Origin of the sequence: Gemmobacter caeni (genome assembly GCF_003054195.1) — a bacterium.
Classification (GTDB): Bacteria; Pseudomonadota; Alphaproteobacteria; order Rhodobacterales; family Rhodobacteraceae; genus Gemmobacter; species Gemmobacter caeni.
Genome location: NZ_QBKP01000019.1, coordinates 18,428 through 38,877, shown reverse-complemented (window position 1 = coordinate 38,877; position 20,450 = coordinate 18,428). Strand labels below are relative to the sequence as shown.

The window sequence follows — 20,450 nt, the reverse complement described above, 5'->3', positions numbered from 1 at the left end:
GCCATGGCCAGCATCATCTGTGCCGGGCTTGGCCCGGGCGACCCCGACCTGATCTCGGTCCGTGCCGACCGGGCCCTGCGTGGTGCCAGCCAGATCGCCTATTTCCGCAAGGCCGGGCGGCGCGGTCAGGCCCGCAGCATCGTCGAGGGGATGCTCGCCCCCGGTGTCACCGAATATGCGATGGAATATCCGGTCACCACCGAACTGCCCTTCGACAGCCCCGAATATATCGGGGCGCTGGCGCGGTTCTATGACGCCTGGGCTGACCGGCTGGCCAGCCTGCCCGGCGAGGTGGTCGTGCTCTGTGAGGGCGACCCCTTCTTCTACGGCTCGTTCATGCATCTCTACGCCCGGCTGAAGGACCGGGTGGAGGTCAGCGTGATCCCCGGTATCACCGGCATGGCTGGCTGCTGGCACGCCACCGGCCAGCCCATCACCTGGGGCGACGATGTGCTGAGCGTGCTGATGGGTACCCTGCCCGAACCCGATCTGGTGGCGCATATGCAGCGCGCCGATGCGCTGGCGGTGATGAAGACCGGGCGCAACCTGCCGAAGATCCGCCGCGCGCTGGAAAGCGCGGGCCGCCTGTCCGAGGCCTGGCTGGTCGAGCGCGGCACCATGCCCGGTCAGCGCATCGCGCCGCTGGCCGAGGTGGATACCGCCGACTGTCCCTATTTCGCGGTGGTTCTGGTCCATGGCCATGGCCGCCGGCCGGAGATTGCGGAATGACCGGCGCGGTCATCATCGCGGGGCTTGGCCCCGGCGACGCCGCGAAAGTGACGCCCGAGGTCGCGGCGGCGCTGGATCAGGCCACCGATGTGGTGGGCTATATCCCCTACGTCGCCCGCGTGGCGCCGCGCCCGGGCCTGACGCTGCACCCTTCGGACAACCGGGTGGAGCTGGACCGCGCCACCCATGCGCTTGAAATGGCGGCAAAGGGCGCGCGGGTTGTCGTGGTCTCCTCGGGCGATCCCGGCGTTTTCGCCATGGCCAGCGCGGTATTCGAGGCGCTGGAGGCGCGGCCCGACCTCGCGCATGTCCCCATCACGGTGCTGCCCGGCATCACGGCGATGCTGGCCGCCGCCGCCGCCGCCGGGGCACCGCTGGGCCATGATTTCTGCGCCATCAACCTCAGCGACAACCTCAAGCCCTTCGCGCTGGTCGAACGCCGGCTGCGCCTTGCCGCCGAGGCGGATTTCGCCATGGCCTTCTACAACCCCCGGTCAAAATCCCGCCCGCACCAGTTTGCCCGCGTGCTGGAGATCCTGCGCGAATGCTGTGACCCCGCGCGGCTGATCACCTTTGCCCGTGCGGTCTCCACCCCGGAACAGCACCTGCGCACCGTCGCACTGGCCGAGGCGACCGAGGATATGGCCGACATGCGCACGGTCGTTCTGGTGGGCAATTCGGCCACCCGCCGTATCGGCCCCTACGTCTACACGCCAAGATCCGCCTGATGCCCCGCGCCGCAGTTTCATCTTGGCCCAAATATCCCCGCCGGAGGCATCCTGTCCCCGCCACTTGCGCGGCGGCCAGGTCAGCGCGCCAGCCAGCCCATGACGCTCGCGACATCGCCGAACCGCGCGCGCGGCGGGATCGCGGGCCGGTCGATCATCACAACCGGCAAACCCAGGTCACGCGCGGCATCGAGCTTCGCGCGCGCGCCGCTGCCCCCGGCATTCTTGGCGACGACATGGGTGATGCGATGGTCCCGCATCAAAACCAGATCGCCCGCCAGATCGAAGGGACCGCGCGCCACCACCGCCGTCGCATCTGGCAGCGGCAGCACGCCCGGCGGATCGACCAGCCGCAGCAGATAGTGGTTACCGGGTTTCCGGGCGAAATCCGCGACATGCTGCTTGCCGATCGCCAGAAACACCCGCGCGCCCGCCTTGGGCACCGCCGCCACCGCTTCCGCCAGATCAGGCACGCAGGTCCAGCGGTCGCCCGGCCCGGCCTGCCATGCCGGACGCTCCAGCGCGGCCAGCGCAACGCCGGTGGCGGCGCAGGCCGCAACGGCGTTGTGGCTCATCTGCGCCGCGAAGGGATGGGTCGCGTCGATCACATGCGTGATCCCCTCGGCCCGCAGCCAGGCCGTCAGCCCTTCGGCCCCGCCAAAGCCCCCGACACGGGTCGGCAGGGGCTGGGCCAGGGGCGCATCGGTGCGCCCGGCATAGGAAAACACCGCATCCGCCCCGGTCCCGGCCAAAGCGCGGGCAAGGGCGCTCGCCTCGGTCGTGCCGCCCAGAAGAAGAATGCGCGTCATGGCTGATCCCTGGCTCCATATCCTCGGTCTGGGCGAAGATGGCCTTGACGGGCTGCCCGCCGCAAGTCGTGACCTGCTGGATGCGGCGGAAATCATCATCGGCGGGCCGCGCCATCTGGCGCTGGCACAGGCGGGGTCGCGGGGTGTCGCCTGGCCGGTGCCGTTTTCCACCGCCCCGGTGCTGGCGGCGCGCGGGCGGCGCACCGTGGTTCTGGCCTCCGGCGATCCGTTCTGGCATGGCGCGGGCGGCAGCCTGATCCGCGACCTTGCGCCCGGAGAATGGGTCAGCCACCCCACGCCCTCGTCCTTTCAACTGGCCTGCAACCGGCTGGGCTGGCGCATGGAGGAGGTGCTTTGCCTCGGCCTTCACGCCGCGCCCTGCGCCCGGCTGCGACCGCTACTGACACGCGGCACCCGCGCGCTGGTCACCCTGCGCGACGGCGCGGCGGCGACCGGGCTCTGCGACTGGCTGACCGCCAACGGCCATCCCAACGCCCGTGTCACCCTGCTGGAAAGGCTTGGCGGCCCGCAAGAGCGTATCGGCCCTGCGCCGTCTGACGCCCCCGAAGCCCCCCTGCTGGCGGCCATCGAGGCGCACGACCCCGGCCTGCCCCGCACTCCCGGCCTGCCTGATACGCTGTTCCAAAGCGATGGCCAGATCACCAAAGCCCCGGTGCGGGCGCTGACGCTGGCCGCACTGGCGCCACGCGCGGGGGAACATCTGTGGGATCTGGGCGCAGGGTCCGGCTCGGTCTCGGTCGAGTGGTGCCTTGCCGGTGGCAGCGCCTCGGCGGTAGAGGCCCGCGCCGACCGGCTGCCGAACATCCGCGCCAATGCCGAAGCCTTCGGTCTGACCCATCGCCTGCACGCCCACCACGGCGACAGCGCCGAACGGATCGCAGACCTGCCGCGCCCCGATGCCGTGTTCATCGGCGGCGGGCTGACGCCCGATCTGCTGACACAGCTCTGGGCGCAATTGCCCGAGGGCACAAGGCTGGTGGCCAATGCGGTGACGCTGGAAACCGAGGCCACGCTTTACGCGGCCCATGCCACCCACGGCGGCAGCCTGCTGCGCATCGACCTTGCCCAAAGCGGCCGCCTTGGCGCCTTCCGCGACTGGCAGGCCGCCCGCCCCGTGGTACAATGGAGCGTCACCCGATGATCGTCGCCGGGATCGGATTGCGCAGTACGGCCACCGAGGCCGACCTCGCCGCCGCACTGGCACTGGCGCCTTGCACGCCCCAAGTGCTCGCCCTTCCCGAGGACAAGGCCGCACATCCCGCGCTGGCCGGGCGCGCGGTCATCGCCGTACCGCTGGCGGCCCTGCGCGCGCAGGCGACCGAAACCCCCTCGCCCCGCCAGCCCGCACGCTATGGGGCTGGCTCGGTCGCCGAGGCCGCCGCCCTTGCCGCCGCAGGCCCCGGCGCCCCCCTGATCTGCCCGCGTCTTGTTGCCCCCGGCGGGCGTGTGACGCTGGCCCTTGCCCAAGGAATCCCCGCATGACCGTCCATTTCATCGGCGCAGGCCCCGGCGCGGCCGACTTGATCACCCTGCGCGGCCGCGACCTGATCGCCGCCTGCCCGGTCTGTCTTTATGCGGGCAGTCTGGTGCCCGAGGCGCTGCTGAGCCATTGCCCCCCCGGCGCGCGGATCGTGAACACCGCACCGCTGAGCCTTGACCAGATCATGGCCGAGATCGCCACCGCCCATGCCGAAGGTCACGATGTCGCGCGGCTGCATTCGGGCGACCTGTCGGTCTGGTCGGCGATGGGGGAGCAGCTTCGCCGGTTGCGCGCCCTTGGCATCCCCTATGACGTGACGCCCGGCGTGCCCAGCTTCGCCGCTGCCGCTGCGGCTTTGGGCGCCGAACTCACCCTGCCGGGCGTCGCGCAATCGGTGGTGCTGACCCGCACCTCGGGCCGTGCCACCGCCATGCCCGAGGGCGAGGCGCTGGAAAACTTTGCCCGCACCGGTGCGACGCTGGCCATTCACCTTTCGGTACATGTGCTTGAAACCGTAGTGAAAACCCTTTCGCCGCATTACGGCAGCGATTGCCCGGTCGCCGTGGTCTGGCGCGCAAGCTGGCCCGACCAGCTCATCGTCCGCGCCACGCTTTCTACGCTGGAAACCGCTGTGGGGGCGGAGATGGAGCGCACGGCGCTGATCCTTGTCGGCCCCGCGCTGGCCGCCGAGGATTTCGGCGAAAGCCGCCTGTATGCCGGTGACTACGACCGCCGCTATCGCCCGGTCGGCACCCATCCGCGCTTTCCCGAAGGCCTGTAATGCTGCCGCCCGTTTCCCTGCCACCGGGTCTGATCATCTCGGCCCCCGCCTCGGGCACCGGCAAGACAACGGTGACGCTTGGGCTGCTGGCCGCATTCCGTGCCGCCGGGCTGGAGGTGCAGCCGTTCAAAAGCGGGCCCGATTACATCGACCCCGCCTTTCACACCGCCGCCTCGGGCCGGGTTTCTGTCAACCTTGATACCTGGGCCATGCCCGCGCCGCGCATCGGCGCGCTGCTGGCAGCGGCGACAGGGGCCGATCTGGTACTGGCCGAAGGCTCCATGGGCCTGTGTGACGGGGTGGCGGCAGCGGGCGAGACCGGCATCGGCGCCAGTGCCGATCTGGCAGAGTTGACGGGCTGGCCGGTCGTGCTGGTGATCGACACCTCCGGTCAGGCGCAAAGCGCTACCGCCACCGCGCTCGGGTTCCAGGCCATGCGTCCGGGGCTGACCATTGCCGGGGTGGTCCTGAACCGTGTGGCCTCCCCCCGGCACGAGGCACTGATCCGCGACGGGATGGCGGCACATGGTGTTGCGGTGCTCGGCGCCCTGCCGCGCCGCGCCACGATCGAACTGCCGGAACGTCATCTGGGGCTGGTGCAGGCGGGCGAGACCGCAGATCTGCACCGCATCCTTGACGAGGCCGGGGCGTTCATCGCCGCGCATTGTGATCTTGACGCGCTCCGCCATGCCGCCAGGACGACCCGCGTACGGCCCGGTACCGCCCGCCGCATGCCCCCCCCCGGCCAGCGCATCGCGCTGGCGCAGGATGCGGCGTTTTCCTTCACCTATCCGCATCTTCTGGCCGACTGGCGCGCACAGGGGGCCGAGATCCTGCCCTTCTCGCCGCTTGGCGACGAAGGCCCCGACGACAGCGCCACCACCTGCTGGCTGCCCGGCGGCTACCCCGAACTGCATGCAGGCGCGCTGGCGGCGGCAGAGCGTTTCCGCGCCCGCCTGACCGCCTTCGCCGCCACGCGCCCGGTGCATGGCGAATGCGGGGGCTATATGGCGATGGGCGCCGGTCTGGTCGATGCGAAGGGGCAGCGGCATCGCATGGCGGGGTTGCTGGGCCTTGAAACCTCGTATGAAAAGCGCAGGATGCACTTGGGCTATCGCCTTGCACGGCTGGAGGCCGCGATGCCCGGCATGGCCAAAGGCACAAGGCTGCGCGGGCATGAATTTCACTACTCGACCATCCTCGCGCAACCCGATATGCCGCTCGCCCAAGTCGAGGATGCCAACGGCACCGCCGTCCCGGAAACCGGATCGCGCCGGGGGCTGGCCAGCGGCACCTATTTCCACCTGATCGGAGAAGCGACATGACCGGCTTCGTCACCTTCGTATCCTCCGGCCCCGGCGACCCGGACCTGATGACCGTGAAGGCGGTGAAACGGCTCGGGGCCGCCGATGTGGTGCTGTATGACGATCTGTCCTCGGGGCCGATCCTCGATCTGGCGCGGGCCGACGCGGATCTGGTTTCGGTCGGCAAGCGCGCCGGGCGGCCCTCGGCCCGGCAGGAGCATGTGAACCGCCTGCTGGTCGACTATGCGCAGGCGGGTGCCCAGGTGGTGCGGCTGAAATCCGGCGATGCGGGCATCTTCGGGCGGCTGGAGGAAGAAATGACCGCGCTGCGCGACGCGGGCATCAGGTTTGAAATCGTGCCCGGCGTCACCTCGGCCTCGGCGGCGGCGGCGGCGGCGGCGATCCCGCTGACCCGGCGGCTGACCGCGCGGCGGGTGCAGTTCCTGACCGGCGCCGATGTGACAGGCGGCCTGCCCGAAACGCTGAACTGGCCCGCGCTGGCCGACCCCGGCGCGACAACGGTGATCTACATGGGCAAGCGCACCTTCCCCGAACTGGCCGCCGCGCTGATCGCCCATGGCCTGCCGCCCGAGACCCCCGCGCTGCTGGCCCATGGCGTCAGCACTGCCGAGGAACGGCTGGAACGCTTCACCGTCGCCAGCCTCGCCGCCCATCTGGATGGCACAGAATCCACCAGCCCGGCGCTGATCCTCTATGGACCGCTGGCGGAGGCGTGAGACCCTCGCTTCATCCACTACACGAGAAAGCAGGCGCAACAAATTGAAAAGGCGCGAACCTCTCCGGTTCGCGCCTTTCGTTTTCTGCGCCCGACAGCGGGTCAGCTACAGCCGCTGGTGCCGCCGCAGGTGTTGCACTTCATGCAGGTGCCGTTGCGGACCAGCGTGTAGTTGCCGCATTCGCCGCAGGGGTCGCCTTCGTAGCCCTGCATCTTCGCCTTGGTGCGCGCATCCAGCGAGACCGAGCCGGAGGCCAGCGCGGTCGTCGCGCCCATGGTGCCGGTGGCGCGGGTCGCGTCGGGCATCAGCATGTTGACCGCCGCCGGATCGCCGCCCAGCGCGGTGGCGCCCATGCCGCCTTGCAGCACCACAAGCTCTTTCGGCAGCCGCTTGCGCAGATAGCCGGTCGAGGAGATCTGCCGCAGCACCTCCAGCGATTTGGAGGCGGCGCTTTCGCTCACCGGCTCCAGATTGGTGTCGCGCTTGCCTTCGGCCACGCCGCCACCAAGCTCATCGAACGACGCTCCCTTGGGGGCGACATGGGCTAGATCGGTGCGGTCGAGATAGCTGACAGCCAGTTCGCGGAACACATAGTCCAGAATGGACGTCGCGTTCTTGATCGAGTCATTGCCCTGCACCATGCCCGCCGGTTCGAACTTGGTGAAGGTGAAGGCGTCAACAAACTCCTCCAGCGGTACGCCGTATTGCAGGCCAACCGAGACCGCGATGGCGAAGTTGTTCATCATCGCCCGGAAGCCCGCGCCTTCCTTGTGCATGTCGATGAAAATTTCGCCAAGGCTGCCGTCCTGATATTCGCCGGTGCGCAGATAGACCTTGTGGCCGCCCACAACCGCCTTCTGGGTATAGCCCTTGCGGCGTTCCGGCAGCTTTTCGCGGTGGCTGCGCACGATTTCCTTCACGACCACCTTTTCGATGATCTTCTCGGCCAGCACGATGGCCTTTTCCTGCGGGGTGCCGGTGGCGAGGATTTCCTCGACTTCCTCGTCATCCTCGACCAGCGCGGCAGCCAGCGGCTGCGACAGTTTCGATCCGTCGCGATAGAGCGCATTGGCCTTGATGCCAAGCGAATGCGACAGTTCATAAGCCGCCAGCGTTTCCTCGATCGAGGCCGAATTCGGCATGTTGATCGTCTTGGAAATCGCGCCCGAGATGAAGCTCTGCGCCGCCGCCATCATGGTGATGTGGCTTTCGACCGACAGGAAGCGCTTGCCCTTCTTGCCGCAGGGGTTGGCGCAATCGAAGACCGGCAGATGTTCGGCCCTGAGGAAGGGCGCGCCTTCCAGCGTCATGGTGCCGCAAACATGGTCATTGGCAGCGTCGATCTGCGCCTTGGTGAAGCCAAGGTGGCGCAGCAGGTCAAAGCCCGGATCGTTCAGCTTGTCGGCCGGGATGCCAAGGGTCTTCTGGCAGAACTCCTCGCCCAGCGTCCACTGGTTGAAGACAAAGCGGATGTCGAAGGCGGACGGCAGCGCCGCCTCGATCTTCTCGATCTCGCGCGGGCCGAAGCCGTGGCCGATCAGCGCGGTATGGTTGATGCCCGCGCAATTGCCGAGGCTGGCATGGCCCACGGCGTAAGCCACGATTTCCGCGATCTGACCCGAGGAATAGCCCAGCGTTTCCAGCGCCGCCGGAACCGACTGGTTGATGATCTTGAAATAGCCGCCGCCAGCCAGTTTCTTGAACTTCACCAGCGCGAAATCCGGCTCGATCCCGGTGGTATCGCAATCCATCACCAGACCGATGGTTCCGGTGGGGGCAATGACGGTGGTCTGGGCGTTGCGGTAGCCGTGCTTTTCACCAAGGCTCAGCGCCTCGTCCCAGGCCGATTTCGCCAGCGTCACCAGTTCAGCATCCGGGCAGTTGGCGGCATCCAGCGCCACGGGCGAGACGTTCACCGCCTCATAGCCCGAGACATGGCCATAGGCCGCGCGGCGGTGGTTGCGGATGACGCGCAGCATATGCGCGGCATTGCGGCTGTAGCCCGCGAAAGCCCCCAGCTCGCCCGCCATTTCGGCGCTGGTGGCGTAAGTCACGCCGGTCATCAGCGCGGTCAGCGCCCCACAGAGCGCGCGGCCCTCGGTCGAGTCGTAGCCCAGACCCATGTTCATCAAGAGACCGCCGATATTGGCATAGCCAAGGCCCAGCGTGCGGAAATCATAGGACAGTTGCGCGATTTCCTTCGACGGGAACTGCGCCATCATCACGCTGATTTCCAGCGTCACGGTCCAGAGGCGCGTCGCATGCATATAGGCGGTCGCGTCGAACCGACCCTCGCTGAAGAAGGTCAACAGGTTCATCGAGGCAAGGTTGCAGGCCGTGTCATCGAGGAACATGTATTCCGAACAGGGGTTCGAGCCGCGGATCGGGCCATCTTCCGGGCAGGTGTGCCAGGCGTTGACGGTATCGTGGAACTGGATGCCCGGATCGGCGCAGGCCCATGCGGCATGGCCGACCTGATCCCAAAGCTCGCGCGCTTTCACCGTCTTGGCGGTCTTGCCATCGGTGCGGCGCACCAGCGCCCAGTCGGCATCGTCCTTCACCGCTTGCAGGAAGGCATCGGTGACGCGGACCGAGTTGTTGGAGTTCTGGCCGGAGACCGAGATATAGGCTTCCGAATCCCAATCGGTGTCATAGGTCGGGAATTCGATGCTGTCGAAACCCTGCCGCGCATATTGCAGCACGCGGTTGATATAGGTTTCCGGGATCATCGCCTTCTTGGCGGCACGGATCGCGGTTTTCAGCGCCTCGTTTTTGGTGGCATCGCAGGCGTCGGTCACACTGCCGTCCCAGCCACGGATTGCGGCGAAGATCGCGTTCAGGTGCTGTTCGTGCATCTTGGAGCCGGCCACGAGGCTGGCGACCTTCTGCTCTTCGATGACTTTCCAGTTGATGAATTCCTCAATGTCCGGGTGATCCATGTCGCAGATCACCATTTTGGCGGCGCGGCGCGTGGTGCCGCCCGATTTGATGGCGCCCGCCGCGCGGTCCCCGATCTTGAGGAAGCCCATCAGGCCCGACGACTTGCCGCCGCCCGACAGTTTCTCACCCTCGCCGCGCAGCGACGAGAAGTTGGTGCCGGTGCCCGAGCCGTATTTGAACAGACGCGCCTCGCGGACCCAGAGGTCCATGATGCCGCCCTCGTTCACCAGATCATCGCTGACCGACTGGATGAAGCAGGCATGGGGCTGCGGATGTTCATAGGCGCTGTCCGAGCGGGTCAGTTTGCCGGATTTGTAATCGACATAGAAATGGCCCTGGCCGGGGCCGTCGATGCCATAGGCCCAGTGCAGGCCGGTGTTGAACCACTGGGGCGAGTTCGGCGCCGCCATCTGGCGGGCCAGCATGAAGCGCATTTCATCATAATAGGCGCGGGCATCGGATTCAGAGGTGAAATAGCCGCCCTTCCAGCCCCAGTAGGCCCAGGCGCCCGCCAGACGATCGAAGACCTGCTTGGCCGAGGTCTCGCCACCGAAACGGGCGTCTTCGGGCAGTGCGGCCAGCGCCTCGGAATCGGGAACCGAGCGCCACAGGAATTCGGGCACGCCCTTTTCCTTCACGCGCTTCAGGATCGCCGGAACCCCGGCCTTACGGAAGTATTTCTGCGCCAGAACGTCCGAGGCAACCTGGCTCCAGCCCTCCGGAACCTCGACCGCCTCATTGCGGAACACCACCTTGCCATCCGGGTTGCGGATTTCAGAGGTGGTGGTCGAGAAGGACATGGCGCCGTATGCGCCGGTGGTTTCCGTCGTGAACTTCCGCTCGATCTTCATTGGCCCCGCCGTCCTTTGTCACATCTGCATCTGGCGGGTTTCCCGCCGGTTATCATTGTGCGGCATCGCATCGGGCCGGACGCAAAGAGGGCCAGCCTTCCGGTTTGGCGGAAGGGCGCGCGGGCATGGCCTCGCGCATCTTGTGGCATTTTCCTCAGAGCGGCCCCGCTGACACCAGATTTGGTGTCTCATGACGCTGCGACGACAAATTGTCGGAAATCCCGGGGTCGATCAACGGAAAAATCAGCCGCCGGGGCCGCTAATTTGTGTTGACGGGAAATTTACCCACAACGGATAGATGCGCGCGGCGACTCAGCCTGCTGTGGATGAAACAGGGGATGGCTTGCGGATGATCCGGGGCGGGACGGTGAAAAGCCCGGAAATCCGGCAGGTTCCCGGCGGGTTCTGCCGGGGCACCTGAACTGTGGAAAACTTTCCCTTACCCAGCGTCACCCGATATCAGGCCCCCAAAGACGCCTGCCGCCGCGTCATGCGGGTGTGACCTGACTGCGACACCCTGCCCGACCTGCCCGCGGCTCAGGTGCGGCGGTTGACGAGGATGATTCCCGCCGCGACCAGTGCGGCCGATCCCAGAATCGACGGCCCCAGATGCTCTCCCATCAGGGCCCAGCCGAACAGCAGGCTCAGCACCGGGGTGAGGAAGGAGAAGCTCGCCACCGTGGCGGCGGAATAGCGCGACAGCAGCCAGAGCCAGGTGATGAAGCCGCCCGCCACCACGACCGCCGCCTGCAACACCAGCAACAGCCAGTGTTCGGGCCGGATCTCGCGGATCAGCGGCCCGAAGGCCGGGGAGATGATGAGCAAAAGCGGCGCCGAGACCGCGACCATCCACAGAAGCTGCGTCTCCGGTCCGACAGCGGCAAGGCGCGGCCTGCGGGCCAGAAAGGCCGTGGCAGCCCAGCCGATCGCCCCGCCCAGTGCGAAGAGATCCCCCGCAAGACTGCCCTGCCCGCCGCTGCCCGTCCGGTCCAGAATGGCCCAGGCCGTGCCCGCGAAGGCCAGCACGAGGCCGACCCCGCGCAGCGGGCTGAGCCGCTCTCCCGGCAGGCCGAAATGGGCGGCAAGGCCCAGCCAGACCGGCATAGAGTAGAAGATGATGACCGCGCGGCTGATGGTCGTGAGGTCCAGCGCCACAAAGAGGCACAGGAACTCCAGCGCGAAGACCGCGCCGATCAGCAGGCCCGGCAGCAACGTGCCGGGCGTGTAGCGCGGAGGCTTGCCGCGCCAGATCATCCAGCCCGCAACGAAAGGCACCGCCAGCGCGGACCTCAGCCCGGCAAAGAATACCGGCTGCAAGCCCTGGTTGGTCAGCTTCACGACGACCTGGTTCACCGCAAGCAGCAGCGAGATGCCCAGCAGGATCGCCAGCCCCTGCCCGTCCAGCCTTCTCTTTTCCATCGGCCCGTCTCCTGTGCCCGCCGCGCCAGTGGTGGCGGGCGGCGCGGGCGGATGCAAGGCCCTTCCTTTGCCACTTTGGCACTGGAGACTGCCGTGGCCTTCCCCTACAGATCGACGGGACGGCTTCTGGCCGGGAGAAACCGGAAAGGGCCTGCGATGACCGATACCCGCGACAACCTGCGCGGCATCCTTCTGATGGTCGCGGCCATGGCGGGTTTCGCCATCGAGGACATGTTTATCAAATGGGCGGCGGCGGGGCTGCCGACCGGGCAGATCATGCTGATGCTCGGCACCTCCGGCGGGCTGGTCTTTGGCCTTTTCGCACGGTTCCGGGGGGAGCCCATCTTTACCCGCCGCCTCTGGCATCCCGCCGTGGTGCTGCGCAATCTGGGCGAGATGACCGGCACGCTGGGCTTTGTCACCGCGCTTGCACTGACGCCCCTCACCACCGCCACCGCGATCTTTCAGGCCACCCCGCTGGCGGTGACGCTGGGGGCGGCGCTGTTTCTGGGGGAAAAGGTCGGCTGGCGGCGGTGGAGCGCCATTCTGGTGGGTTTTGTCGGCGTGATGATCATCATCCGGCCGGGGTTCGAGGGCTTCCGCCTCGCCTCGCTCTGGTCGGTGCTGGCCGTGGTCGGTCTGTCCGTGCGCGATCTGGCGACACGCCGCATTCCCGCCGATATCAGCACGGCGCAGATTTCGGCCTGGGGCTTCATGACGCTGATCCTGCTGGGCCCGATGATGCTGGCGGTCACGGGCGGCGCGCGGATGCCCGCACCTGCGGAAGCCGGTTACATGCTGGGGGCACTGGCCTTCGGCATCGCCGCCTACTGGGCCATCGTGCAGGCGATGCGACTGGGTGAAGTGTCGGTCATCACCCCCTTCCGCTATTCCCGGCTGGTCTTCGCGCTGATCGTCGGCATCTTGGTCTTCGCCGAAAGCCCCGACCTGCCGACCCTTGCCGGGGCCGCGCTGATTATCGGATCGGGGCTTTATGCCTTTGCACGCGAGCGTTTGCGCAAACGATCCCTTCCCACACCGGGCGACGCGCGCTAAAGACGCGGCCGAGAGCACCGCTTCCCCACAAAGGAACTCGCCATGAGCACGATCATCGACATTCACGCCCGCGAAATCCTCGACAGCCGCGGCAATCCCACGATTGAAGTGGACGTGACGCTGGAAAGCGGCGCAATGGGCCGCGCGGCGGTGCCCTCGGGCGCCTCGACCGGCGCGCATGAAGCCGTCGAAAAGCGCGACGGCGACAAGTCGCGCTATATGGGCAAGGGTGTGCTGGAGGCGGTGGCCGCCGTCAACGGCGAGATCGCCGAAGAACTGATCGGGTTCGACGCGACCGAACAGGTCGGCATCGACCGCACCATGATCGAACTGGACGGCACCCCGAACAAGGGCCGCCTTGGCGCCAATGCCATTCTGGGTGTCTCGCTGGCCGTCGCGAAAGCCGCCGCCGAATATACCGCGCAGCCGCTGTTCCGCTATGTCGGCGGCACCTCTGCCCGCGTGCTGCCGGTTCCGATGATGAACATCATCAACGGCGGCGAACATGCCGACAACCCGATCGACATTCAGGAATTCATGATCATGCCGGTCGCCGCCGCGAATATCCGCGAAGCGGTGCGCATGGGCTCGGAAGTCTTCCATACGCTGAAGAAAGAGCTGTCGGCGGCGGGCCTCTCGACCGGCATCGGAGACGAGGGCGGCTTTGCTCCGAACCTGTCCTCCACCCGCGTCGCGCTGGATTTCATCCTGAAATCCATCGAAAAGGCTGGCTACAAGCCCGGCGAGGACATCTATCTGGCCCTCGACTGCGCCTCGACCGAATATTTCCGGGGTGGCAAGTATGAGATGAAGGGCGAGGGTCTGTCGCTGACCTCGGCTGAGAATGTCGACTATCTGGCGAAGCTTTGCGCCGATTATCCGATCATCTCGATCGAGGATGGCTGCGCCGAGGATGACTGGGACGGCTGGAAACTGCTGACCGAGACGCTGGGCAACAAGGTGCAGTTGGTGGGCGACGACCTGTTCGTCACCAACCCGCGCCGTCTGGCCGAAGGCATCGCCAAGGGCGTGGCGAACTCGATGCTGGTGAAGGTGAACCAGATCGGTTCGCTGACCGAGACGCTGCAGGCCGTCGATATGGCGCATCGCGCGCGCTACACCAACGTCATGTCGCACCGTTCGGGCGAAACCGAGGACAGCACCATCGCCGACCTCGCCGTGGCCACCAACTGCGGGCAGATCAAGACCGGCAGCCTCGCGCGGTCGGACCGGCTGGCGAAATACAACCAGCTGATCCGTATCGAGGAAATGCTGGGCGAAGTCGCCGAATACGCGGGCCGCAGCATCCTGAAGGGCTGAGCCACTTCTGCCGGAAATAGCAAACGGGCGCCCTGCGGGGCGCCCGTTTCGTTTTGCTGCTTGCCCCGCTCAATGCGCCAGCATTTCGGCCACGATCTGCGATTCCGTCAGATCGGCGGGGTAATAGGTGGGCCAGTTGGTCAATTCCTCCAGCAGCGCCGCGCGATCATTGCCCCAGTAAAGGTGATAATGCCCCGCCTTCACCGGCGCGATGGCATGGTCGCTGAACTGGATGAAGGCCGGCGCCCCGGCATCGCCCGCCACTTTGCGGAAGACATAGCGCACACCGCGATTGCCCTTCTCATAGGTCAGGATTTCATAGCCGTCATCGGCATAGCTGCCCGACACCGTGCCCGCTGCGCTGTGAAAGCTCACCTTGTCGCCATGAATCTCGATCCGATCCACGTCGGTCCTGTATCCGGTCTCGTAATAGGCGCGGTAGTCAGCGGCGGTCTTTTCACCGTGTTCGGCCTTGTGCTGCATCACCGGGTCCAGCGCCCCGCCCATCAGCAACGGATAGACCGATTGCCAGTCACCTTCCCAGTCGGACAGTGCCCTTGCGGCAATCTGGCTGTCTTCGAAATAGCCCTTGTAGACGGCATCATCCGCCGCATGCGCATGCGCGTGGCCGTGGTCATGGGGGGCCTTCTGCTGCGCAACCGCGGGCGCGGCCAGCGCCAGTATCGCCAGGCTGGCGAATGCCCCGATCCGGGTCATTGAGTGTTTCCGCATGTCCTGTTCCTTCATTCCGGGCTGTCTTCTGGTCTTCAGTCGAGTCGCGTATTGATATGTTATCTTATAACAAATCCTGCTTGAGATACCCGCCTCCAACAGACAGCGCAACCCCATGCAACGGTTTCCTTCCGCCCCTTGCCGTGGCACAACGGGCCATGGCGCGCCTTATCCTTCTGAACAAACCCTACGACGTGATGTGTCAGTTCTCCGGCGATGGCAGTCGGGCGACGCTGGCGGATCTGGTGCCGGTGGCGGGGGTTTACCCGGCCGGGCGGCTGGATCGCGACAGCGAGGGGCTGGTCCTGCTGACCGATGATGGGCGGTTGCAGGCGCGGATCGCCGATCCGGCGCATCGCATGGCCAAGACCTATCTCGCGCAGGTCGAGGGCGTGCCGGACGAACCCGCGCTGGCTGCCCTGCGCGCGGGCGTCACGCTGAATGACGGGCCGACCCGCCCGGCTGCGGCGCGGGCAATTGCGGCGCCGGACTGGCTCTGGCCCCGCGTGCCGCCGATCCGCGAACGGAAATCGGTGCCCGACGCCTGGATCGAGCTGACGCTGCGCGAGGGCCGGAACCGCCAGGTGCGCCGGATGACCGCCGCCGTGGGCCTGCCGACGCTGCGCCTGATCCGCTGGGCGGTCGGCGACTGGAGCATTGAGGACCTCGCCCCCGGCGAATGGCGTGAGGTCGAGGTGCCGATGCCCGCCGCCCCCTACCGCAAGCCGCATCCGAAAGGCCCCCGCCATGACCGAAGCGCAACGCCTCATCGCCGCCCTCGGGCTTGAGCCTCACCCCGAAGGCGGGTGGTATCGGCAGACTTGGGTCGACGACTCCAGCTCCGGCCGGCCCAGCGGCACCGCCATTCATTTCCTGCTGCAAGCGGACGAGCGCAGCCACTGGCACCGGGTGGACGCAGCGGAGATCTGGCACTGGCATGCCGGGGCACCGCTGATCCTGTCGCTGGCAGAAACCACCGAAGGACCGGCGCGCGACATCCGGCTGGGGCCGGATGTGCTGGCGGGCGAGGCGCCGCAGGTCATCGTGCCCGCCCATCACTGGCAGGCGGCAGCCCCGACCGGCGACTGGACGCTGGTGTCCTGCACCGTCTCGCCCGGTTTCCGGTTCGAAGGCTTCACGCTGGCCCCGCCCGGCTTCGATATTCCGCGAGCCTGAGCGCAATTGTGCCGGTGACAAGTTCGTCATGGTGACGGACCTGCCGAAGTTCTAGGCAGGAAGCATGAACACCGATACCGACTCGCCGCGCGGCCTTGCCTTCGCTCTGGGCGCCTACATGCTGTGGGGCGTCCTGCCCATCTACATGAAGGCGCTGTCTCATGTGCCCGCCGCAGAGGTGCTGGCGCATCGGGTGATCTGGTCGGTGCCGGTGGCGGGTGCCGTACTGATCTGGCTGGGCCGCACGGCGGATCTGACCGCCGCGCTGCGCAGCCCGCGTATGCTGGCGATGGGCGGGCTGACCGCCACGATCATCTCGATCAACTGGGGCATCTATATCTGGGCGATCCAGAACGGGCATACGCTGGATGCGGCACTTGGCTATTACATCAACCCGCTGGTGACCGTCTTTCTTGGCGCCGCGACGCTGGGCGAGCGGCTGAACCGCTGGCAGACGGCGGCGCTGGCGCTGGCAGCCTGCGCGGTGGCGGTGCTGACGTGGGAGGCCGGACGCCTGCCCCTGCTTGCGCTGAGCCTGACCGCGAGCTGGGCCGCCTATGCCTGGTTCAAGAAACAGCTGCCCATCGGTCCCAATCAGGGTTTCATGCTGGAGGTGGTGCTGCTGTCGCCCTTCGCCCTGGCCTGGATCGTCTGGCTGGCGATCACCGGACAGGGCCACTTCGCCAGCGGCGATCTGACGAACTCACTGATGCTGGCCTCGGCCGGGCTGGTAACGGCAGTTCCGCTGATCCTTTACGCCAACGGGGCCAAGCTTCTGCGGCTGACGACCATCGGCATCCTGCAATATGTCAGCCCGACGATGATCTTCCTTGTTGCGGTCTTCCTGTTTCACGAACCGTTCAGCACCGCCAAGGCCGTGGCTTTCCCGATGATCTGGGCGGCGCTGGCAGTCTATACTTTCGGAATGATGCGCGCGCGGCGCGCGCTGGCCTGAGAAACAGGCCTAGGCACCGGGCCGCGAGATGCGGCCTCCGCCCACCAGCGCCGGAACGCCCGTAGTGGCAGGCCCCGAGGTCGGCAGCCCGCGCGCCACCCGCACGGCAAGGTAGGCGAAAGCCTGCGCCTCCAGCATGTCACCGTCCAGACCCGCGGCCTCGACCGGCTCGACCACGCAACCGGGCATCAGCTCGGCCAGATAGGCCATCAGCGTGGCATTGTGCCGCCCGCCTCCACCAACCAGAAGGCGCGTCACCGGCCGGGGGAAATGTTCGGCCCCGCGCGCAACCGCCGCTGCCGCCGCGCGGGTCAGCGTGGCCACCGCATCGGCGTCGGGCAGCTCCGCCACAGCCGAGATCAGATCGTGGAAATCGTTTCGGTCCAGAGACTTGGGCGGCATTCGCAGGAAGTAGCGATGCGCAAGGAAGCCATCGACAATCTGCCGCTGCCAGCGACCGGAGGCAGCGAGCACACCGCCCTCGTCGCGCGGCTGGCCGGTGCGGGCCTGCACCAGATCGTCAATCGGTGCATTGGCCGGGCCGGTATCGAAGGCGAGACAGGCACCCTCCGCCTCCGGCCCCGGCTGCGCGGGGTCAACCCATGTGACATTGCCGACCCCCCCGAGGTTCAGGAAGGCCAGCGGCTCGGTCGCGCCGATATGACGGGCCAGCGCGAAATGGAAGAAAGGCACCAGCGGCGCCCCCTGCCCGCCCAAAGCCACATCGGCGCTGCGGAAATCCCAGACCACCGGCACACCCAATACCTCGGCCAGTACGGCGCCATCACCGGCCTGATGCGTGCCCAGACCACCCGGATCATGCGCCAGCGTCTGCCCGTGAAACCCCACCAGCGCCGCCGATCCGAACTGGCTGAGCAATTCGGCATGGGCGGTTTCCACCACCTCGGCCGCAGGCTCCACTTCGGCCGCACCGGGCCAGAGGCCAAGGGCCGCACGGATCACCGCGCGTTCGTCCTCGTCATAGGGGCGATAGCCGCTTTCGCCAAAGTCGAGAATGCGTTCGCCATCCGTCAGCACCAGCGCCGCATCGACGCCATCCAGCGACGTGCCCGACATCGCCCCCAATGCCCAGACCGGCCCCGCCTTCAACATGGCTTCCCCTTGTTCGCCTGCACCGCTATACCGCGTCACGGCGTCATAAAACACGAGAGTCCGATGACCTACCACCCGAAATCCGACTTCATGCGCGTGATGATCGAGCGCGGCTATCTCGCCGACTGCACCGATTATCAGGGCCTGGACGAAGCCCTGGTCAAGGGGGTGGTGCCTGCCTATATCGGCTATGACGCCACGGCGGCCTCGCTGCATGTCGGCCACCTGCTGAACATCATGATGCTGCGCTGGCTGCAAAAGACCGGGCACAAGCCGATCACGCTGATGGGCGGCGGCACCACCAAGGTGGGCGACCCCTCGTTCCGCGCCGATGAACGCCCGCTGCTGACCCCCGAAAAGATCGACGAGAACATCGCCGGGATGAAGCAGGTCTTTGCCCGCTATCTGGATTATTCCGATGCGCCGGGCGGCACCATCATGCTCAACAATGCCGAGTGGCTGGACCACCTGAACTACCTCGATTTCCTGCGCGACATCGGGCGGCATTTCAGCGTGAACCGGATGCTGAGCTTTGAATCAGTGAAATCGCGGCTGGACCGGGAACAATCGCTGTCATTCCTCGAATTCAACTACATGATCCTGCAAGCCTATGATTTTCTGGAACTGAACCGCCGCTACGGCTGTCTGTTGCAGATGGGCGGGTCGGATCAGTGGGGCAATATCGTCAATGGCATCGACCTGACGCGCCGCGTGCTGGATCAGGAGATCTATGGCCTGACCTCGCCGCTGCTAACCACCTCGGACGGCAAGAAGATGGGCAAGTCGGCCTCCGGCGCGGTCTGGCTGCGCGGCGACATGCTGAGCCCTTACGAATTCTGGCAGTTCTGGCGCAACACCACCGATGCCGATGTGGGCCGCTTCCTGAAGCTTTACACCGATCTTCCGGTGGAAGAATGCACCCGTCTGGGCGCGCTGGCCGGATCGGAAATCAACGCCGCCAAAATCATCCTCGCCAATGAGGTGACAACGCTGCTGCATGGGGCAGAGGCTGCACAAGCCGCCGAAGCCACCGCGCGCCAAGTGTTTGAAAAGGGTGGTATCGGGGCCGATCTGCCGACGGTGGCACTGAATGTCACGGATCTGGCGGATGGCATCACCGCAGCGCAGCTTTTCGTGCGTGCGGGGCTTGCGCCTTCGGGGAAAGAGGCCAAGCGCCTGATCGCCGAGGGCGGCGCCCGTGTGAATGACGATCCGGTGCTGGATGCGGGCCACAAGTTCCATGCGGCCGATTTCGCCGAGCCGCTGAAGCTGACCGCCGGCAAGAAGCGTCACGCGCTGGTGACGTTCAGCTGAGCTGCCAAAGGCCCTGCCCCGAAGATTTCGGGACAGGGCAAATCTTTCTCAGACCAGAAGCTGATCGACGACCGCTTCCACCTGCGCGACAGTCAGGTTGATATTGTCGAGAATGATGGTGCCGCCATCCAGTTTCAGGATCGTATCGCCCCTGGCGTGCGAAACCGTGTAATCGCCCTCGATCACCAGCCTGTCCTGCACCCGCTGGAAGCTGGAAACCACGTCGCGTCCGAAATTGCCGGTGAACACGAAATGATCCGCTCCCGCATCGCCGGTCAGACGGTCATTCCCCGCGCCGCCGTTGAGCGTGTCATTGCCGGTGCCGCCAAACAGGATGTCCTTCCCGAAACCACCGGAAATGGAATCGTTGTCGTTGTTGCCATAGAGCCGGTCGGCGCCGCGCCCGCCGTCAATGGTATCCGCGCCGGTTCCGCCCGTAATGCTGTCGTTGCCACCAAGATCGCCGCCCAGCAGGTCGTTGCCGGTCCCGCCGTCAATCGTGTCGTTGCCCTTGCTGTCATAGATCACATCGTTGCCGCCACCGGCGAGGATGCGATCATTGCCCAGCCCGCCCTGAGCGGAATCCGCCCCGGCAAGCAGTTTGAGCGTCAGCGGCGCGACCATATGGAAGGTGCTGGTGTCGGAAAGATAGAACTCGTCCGCCTTGGCCGTGCCCTTGATCGTCCATTCCATATTGGCAATGGCGGTGCGCAGGCTGGACGCGTTGGCGAAGGCGCCCCCTTCCTCGGTGTCGATCACCAGCCCGAGGTTGCTGATGCTGCCCAGCGCCTTGAGCGTGGAGGGCACGAGAAAGCGAATGGACTGGAGCGTGCCACCCGTCAGGTCGCTGAGGATATCCGCTTCCGACGTCCAGGAAAGATCCGTCCCCGCGAACACCACCCGGATGTTCTGGTTCTCGACCACGATACGGTCGGCGGAGGCGGCTGTGATTGTAAGACCTTGATAAACCGATGACAAATACGCA

Annotated in this window: 19 protein-coding genes; 13 read left to right on the top strand and 6 right to left on the bottom strand. The window is 66.4% G+C overall.

Features of this window, described 5'->3' with window-relative positions:
- Positions 1–3: 3 nt before the first annotated feature.
- Complete coding sequence (gene cobI / locus C8N34_RS21245; RefSeq protein ID WP_108130416.1) at positions 4–729, top strand: precorrin-2 C(20)-methyltransferase; 726 nt, start codon at positions 4–6, stop codon at positions 727–729.
- On the top strand, positions 726–1,457 hold the full coding sequence (gene cobJ / locus C8N34_RS21240; RefSeq protein ID WP_108130415.1) for a precorrin-3B C(17)-methyltransferase: 732 nt from the start codon (positions 726–728) through the stop codon (positions 1,455–1,457). The genes cobI and cobJ overlap by 4 nt, the downstream gene beginning before the upstream one ends.
- Before the next feature lie 80 nt (positions 1,458–1,537).
- On the opposite strand, the gene C8N34_RS21235 is transcribed toward cobJ, so the two are convergent.
- Positions 1,538–2,266, bottom strand: a complete 729-nt coding sequence (locus C8N34_RS21235) for a cobalt-precorrin-6A reductase (protein WP_108130414.1) — start codon at positions 2,264–2,266, stop codon at positions 1,538–1,540.
- Between C8N34_RS21235 and cbiE the strand changes: the two genes are divergently transcribed.
- From cbiE to cobA, 5 genes are read left to right on the top strand one after another with little or no spacing between them, the layout of a single operon-like run.
- Complete coding sequence (gene cbiE, locus C8N34_RS21230) at positions 2,265–3,428, top strand: precorrin-6y C5,15-methyltransferase (decarboxylating) subunit CbiE (RefSeq protein WP_108130413.1); 1,164 nt, start codon at positions 2,265–2,267, stop codon at positions 3,426–3,428. The genes C8N34_RS21235 and cbiE overlap by 2 nt on opposite strands.
- Positions 3,425–3,769, top strand: a complete 345-nt coding sequence (locus tag C8N34_RS21225) for a cobalamin biosynthesis protein (protein ID WP_108130412.1) — start codon at positions 3,425–3,427, stop codon at positions 3,767–3,769. The genes cbiE and C8N34_RS21225 overlap by 4 nt, the downstream gene beginning before the upstream one ends.
- The gene (gene cobM / locus C8N34_RS21220) at positions 3,766–4,548 is read left to right on the top strand and encodes a precorrin-4 C(11)-methyltransferase (RefSeq protein ID WP_108130411.1); all 783 of its coding nucleotides are present in this window, start codon (positions 3,766–3,768) and stop codon (positions 4,546–4,548) included. Before C8N34_RS21225 ends, cobM begins: the two co-directional genes overlap by 4 nt.
- A complete protein-coding gene (locus tag C8N34_RS21215) occupies positions 4,548–5,873 on the top strand; it encodes a cobyrinic acid a,c-diamide synthase CobB (protein WP_108130410.1) in 1,326 nt (441 codons plus the stop codon). The genes cobM and C8N34_RS21215 overlap by 1 nt, the downstream gene beginning before the upstream one ends.
- Positions 5,870–6,589 carry a uroporphyrinogen-III C-methyltransferase gene (gene cobA, locus C8N34_RS21210; protein WP_108130409.1) on the top strand — a complete coding sequence of 240 codons (720 nt, stop codon included), beginning with the start codon at positions 5,870–5,872 and terminating at the stop codon, positions 6,587–6,589. Before C8N34_RS21215 ends, cobA begins: the two co-directional genes overlap by 4 nt.
- Positions 6,590–6,690: 101 nt before the next feature.
- Here cobA and C8N34_RS21205 read toward each other — a convergent pair whose 3' ends face one another.
- Positions 6,691–10,380, bottom strand: coding sequence for a vitamin B12-dependent ribonucleotide reductase (locus tag C8N34_RS21205; RefSeq protein ID WP_108130408.1), 3,690 nt, complete (start codon positions 10,378–10,380; stop codon positions 6,691–6,693).
- 537 nt (positions 10,381–10,917) lie between these two features.
- The gene (locus C8N34_RS21200; RefSeq protein ID WP_054300978.1) at positions 10,918–11,799 is read right to left on the bottom strand and encodes a DMT family transporter; all 882 of its coding nucleotides are present in this window, start codon (positions 11,797–11,799) and stop codon (positions 10,918–10,920) included.
- Positions 11,800–11,955: 156 nt separating this feature from the next.
- On the opposite strand from C8N34_RS21200, the gene C8N34_RS21195 reads away from it, so the two are divergent.
- Positions 11,956–12,855 carry a DMT family transporter gene (locus tag C8N34_RS21195; protein WP_108130407.1) on the top strand — a complete coding sequence of 300 codons (900 nt, stop codon included), beginning with the start codon at positions 11,956–11,958 and terminating at the stop codon, positions 12,853–12,855.
- Between the two features lie 42 nt (positions 12,856–12,897).
- The gene (gene eno / locus C8N34_RS21190) at positions 12,898–14,175 is read left to right on the top strand and encodes a phosphopyruvate hydratase (RefSeq protein WP_108130406.1); all 1,278 of its coding nucleotides are present in this window, start codon (positions 12,898–12,900) and stop codon (positions 14,173–14,175) included.
- A gap of 69 nt (positions 14,176–14,244) precedes the next feature.
- Here eno and C8N34_RS21185 read toward each other — a convergent pair whose 3' ends face one another.
- A complete protein-coding gene (locus C8N34_RS21185) occupies positions 14,245–14,907 on the bottom strand; it encodes a ZinT family metal-binding protein (protein WP_229825154.1) in 663 nt (220 codons plus the stop codon).
- 158 nt (positions 14,908–15,065) lie between these two features.
- Between C8N34_RS21185 and C8N34_RS21180 the strand changes: the two genes are divergently transcribed.
- The 3 genes from C8N34_RS21180 to rarD all read left to right on the top strand — a co-directional run bounded on the left by C8N34_RS21180 (position 15,066) and on the right by rarD (position 17,038).
- Positions 15,066–15,695, top strand: coding sequence for a pseudouridine synthase (locus C8N34_RS21180; protein WP_108130405.1), 630 nt, complete (start codon positions 15,066–15,068; stop codon positions 15,693–15,695).
- Positions 15,655–16,083, top strand: a complete 429-nt coding sequence (locus C8N34_RS21175; RefSeq protein WP_108130404.1) for a cupin domain-containing protein — start codon at positions 15,655–15,657, stop codon at positions 16,081–16,083. Before C8N34_RS21180 ends, C8N34_RS21175 begins: the two co-directional genes overlap by 41 nt.
- 64 nt (positions 16,084–16,147) lie before the next feature.
- Positions 16,148–17,038, top strand: coding sequence for an EamA family transporter RarD (rarD, locus tag C8N34_RS21170; protein WP_054300983.1), 891 nt, complete (start codon positions 16,148–16,150; stop codon positions 17,036–17,038).
- A gap of 9 nt (positions 17,039–17,047) precedes the next feature.
- On the opposite strand, the gene C8N34_RS21165 is transcribed toward rarD, so the two are convergent.
- Positions 17,048–18,151, bottom strand: coding sequence for an anhydro-N-acetylmuramic acid kinase (locus C8N34_RS21165; RefSeq protein ID WP_054300984.1), 1,104 nt, complete (start codon positions 18,149–18,151; stop codon positions 17,048–17,050).
- A 63-nt stretch (positions 18,152–18,214) separates the two neighbouring features.
- Between C8N34_RS21165 and tyrS the strand changes: the two genes are divergently transcribed.
- Entirely contained in the window at positions 18,215–19,465 is a 1,251-nt protein-coding gene (gene tyrS / locus C8N34_RS21160; protein ID WP_108130403.1) for a tyrosine--tRNA ligase, read from the top strand.
- Positions 19,466–19,513: 48 nt separating this feature from the next.
- Here the strand turns inward: tyrS and C8N34_RS21155 are convergent, their stop codons facing one another.
- Complete coding sequence (locus C8N34_RS21155; protein ID WP_158640767.1) at positions 19,514–20,389, bottom strand: calcium-binding protein; 876 nt, start codon at positions 20,387–20,389, stop codon at positions 19,514–19,516.
- Positions 20,390–20,450: the final 61 nt, after the last annotated feature.

Coding starts and splice junctions, on each gene's coding strand:
- cobI (WP_108130416.1), top strand. CDS start 4: ATGGCCAGCATCATCTGTGCCGGGCTTGGCCCGGGCGACCCCGACCTG.
- cobJ (WP_108130415.1), top strand. CDS start 726: ATGACCGGCGCGGTCATCATCGCGGGGCTTGGCCCCGGCGACGCCGCG.
- cbiE (WP_108130413.1), top strand. CDS start 2,265: ATGGCTGATCCCTGGCTCCATATCCTCGGTCTGGGCGAAGATGGCCTT.
- C8N34_RS21235 (WP_108130414.1), bottom strand. CDS start 2,266: ATGACGCGCATTCTTCTTCTGGGCGGCACGACCGAGGCGAGCGCCCTT.
- C8N34_RS21225 (WP_108130412.1), top strand. CDS start 3,425: ATGATCGTCGCCGGGATCGGATTGCGCAGTACGGCCACCGAGGCCGAC.
- cobM (WP_108130411.1), top strand. CDS start 3,766: ATGACCGTCCATTTCATCGGCGCAGGCCCCGGCGCGGCCGACTTGATC.
- C8N34_RS21215 (WP_108130410.1), top strand. CDS start 4,548: ATGCTGCCGCCCGTTTCCCTGCCACCGGGTCTGATCATCTCGGCCCCC.
- cobA (WP_108130409.1), top strand. CDS start 5,870: ATGACCGGCTTCGTCACCTTCGTATCCTCCGGCCCCGGCGACCCGGAC.
- C8N34_RS21205 (WP_108130408.1), bottom strand. CDS start 10,380: ATGAAGATCGAGCGGAAGTTCACGACGGAAACCACCGGCGCATACGGC.
- C8N34_RS21200 (WP_054300978.1), bottom strand. CDS start 11,799: ATGGAAAAGAGAAGGCTGGACGGGCAGGGGCTGGCGATCCTGCTGGGC.
- C8N34_RS21195 (WP_108130407.1), top strand. CDS start 11,956: ATGACCGATACCCGCGACAACCTGCGCGGCATCCTTCTGATGGTCGCG.
- eno (WP_108130406.1), top strand. CDS start 12,898: ATGAGCACGATCATCGACATTCACGCCCGCGAAATCCTCGACAGCCGC.
- C8N34_RS21185 (WP_229825154.1), bottom strand. CDS start 14,907: ATGCGGAAACACTCAATGACCCGGATCGGGGCATTCGCCAGCCTGGCG.
- C8N34_RS21180 (WP_108130405.1), top strand. CDS start 15,066: ATGGCGCGCCTTATCCTTCTGAACAAACCCTACGACGTGATGTGTCAG.
- C8N34_RS21175 (WP_108130404.1), top strand. CDS start 15,655: ATGACCGAAGCGCAACGCCTCATCGCCGCCCTCGGGCTTGAGCCTCAC.
- rarD (WP_054300983.1), top strand. CDS start 16,148: ATGAACACCGATACCGACTCGCCGCGCGGCCTTGCCTTCGCTCTGGGC.
- C8N34_RS21165 (WP_054300984.1), bottom strand. CDS start 18,151: ATGTTGAAGGCGGGGCCGGTCTGGGCATTGGGGGCGATGTCGGGCACG.
- tyrS (WP_108130403.1), top strand. CDS start 18,215: ATGACCTACCACCCGAAATCCGACTTCATGCGCGTGATGATCGAGCGC.